Below are 1,979 nucleotides of genomic sequence, written 5' to 3'. Positions count from 1 at the left end.
CCGGTGGGCACGGCCAGTTCGCGGTCTGCCAGATCGAGGTCGAACCGCTCCCGGCGGGTGGGGGCTTCGAGTTCGTCGATGAGGTGGTCGGCGGCGCGGTTCCCCGGGCCTTCATCCCCTCGGTGGAGAAGGGCGTCCGGGCGCAGATGGCGCAGGGCGTCCGCACCGGCCATCCCATGGTTGATCTACGGGTCCGCCTCGTCGACGGCAAGGCGCACAGCGTCGACTCCTCGGACATGGCCTTTCAGATCGCCGGCGCACTGGCGCTCAAGGACGCGGCCCGGGCCGCCGGCGTCGTCGTGCTTGAGCCGATCCTGGCCGTTGGCGTCCTGGTACCCGACGAGTACGTCGGGGCCGTGATGGGCGACCTGTCCACTCGCCGAGGACGGGTCGTCGGGATGGAACCCGTCCCGGGCGGGCCCGGGGCCACCCCCCGGACGGTCGTTCACGCAGAGGTCCCTGCGAGCGAAATGATCCGATATGCGATTGAACTACGGTCCTTGAGCCACGGCACGGGTAGCTTCACGCGGGACCATCGCGGCTACGAGCCGATGCCACCACAGCTTGGGGATGCCCTGTCGGCGGAAGCGAAAAAATCGGCATAAAGCAGGAATCCGACATAAAGCGGGAAAGACGGACGACCGGCAACCCTCGGCCCGGCTCAGGGAGGATTGCCGGTGGGAGACATCCGTGACCGCACACCCGCCGCATCGGGCCCGGCGCCGGGCGGGACCCGGTGCGGCGGGCAACCCCGACGGGAGCGCCCCGACCCGGCTGCGGCCTCCACCGGGCCCGGCGCTACCCGCCCTACTCGTCGGGCGCGGTCTGCGCCCAGGCCTGGGCGAGCATCTCCCTGGTCTGCCCGAGCAGGGCGGGGAGCACCCTGGTCGCGCCCACCACGGGCATGAAGTTCGTGTCACCGCCCCACCGCGGCACCACGTGCTGATGCACGTGCGAGGCGATCCCGGCGCCGGCGACATCCCCCAGGTTCATGCCGGTGTTGAAACCGTGGGCCCCGCTGGCGGCCCGCAGCGCACGGAGCGCGTGCTGAACGAAGAATGCCATCTCGACGATCTCTTCGGGGTCCATGTCGGCGTAGTCCGCGATGTGGCGATAGGGCACAACGAGAAGGTGACCGGCATTATAGGGGTACAGATTGAGGACCGCGTAGACGCTTTTACCCCGAGCAACCACGAGGCCGTCCTCGTCGGACATCCCGACAATGGAACAGAATGGGCATTCATCGTCACGGGAGCGGCCCTCGCCCCTGATATAGGCCATGCGGTGCGGGGTGTAGAGCCGCTGGAAAGCATCCGGACCGCCGACCCCGGCCTGCTCCTCCAGGGGAACCCCCTCGGGTGAGACCTCGGCCGTCACTGGGCGGCCGCCACGACGCCGCCCCGGCTGAGCCGAGTGAACACGCAGGCAGCGCCCATCGAGCGGGCCATGGGCACCGGAACCTGCTCGGCCATCAGCAAGGGCGCCGCCTCCCCGGGACGAGCTCCCCAGGGGGGAGCAATATCGTCTCGTCAATTTATCAGGATCTGAGCGACGAGAGACGCCCGCGGTACGCGAGGAGGCTCGCGTGCGGGTGCGGTCCGGCGCATGAAGAGGGAGACTGACGGCGTGGGGGGGTCGCCGCCAGTCCCCCTCAAGGAGTCGAAATGAAATAACTTGCGCGTTTCGAACCCTCCACAGGCCTGTGACCTGCGATGATGCTCTCGATCGCGTATTTGTTACTTCATTACGTCCCCCAAGTGACGTAATCGGTTTCGAACCACGGCGCCCTGGATCTGACGCGAGGATGATGCACACGAAGGGTCCGCGACCGGGAGGAGCCCTCCCGGCGCAACCCCGCGAGAAGCCATCGCGACAACCTTGCGACAACCCGAGCCCGTTACGCCCTGCCCGGCCAGCTTAGCGGACGTTAAGGGGACGTAATGAAGTAACAAATACGTGATCGAGAGCATCATCGCAGA

At 67.5% G+C, this 1,979-nt stretch carries 1 protein-coding gene and 1 pseudogene; one reads left to right on the top strand and one right to left on the bottom strand.

What is annotated here, in order from left to right; genetic code table 11:
* Positions 1–605 (top strand): annotated as a pseudogene (locus tag ACY45C_RS14330) (elongation factor G-like protein EF-G2); the annotation flags it as partial.
* A 202-nt stretch (positions 606–807) separates the two neighbouring features.
* Here the strand turns inward: ACY45C_RS14330 and ACY45C_RS14325 are convergent.
* Positions 808–1,377, bottom strand: a complete 570-nt coding sequence (locus tag ACY45C_RS14325; protein ID WP_462188102.1) for an HIT family protein — start codon at positions 1,375–1,377, stop codon at positions 808–810.
* Positions 1,378–1,979 lie beyond the last annotated feature (602 nt).

Source organism: Frankia sp. CcWB2 (assembly GCF_977927585.1).
The sequence above is the reverse complement of the archived record's forward strand: the minus strand, read 5'-3'. Positions and strand labels throughout refer to the sequence as shown.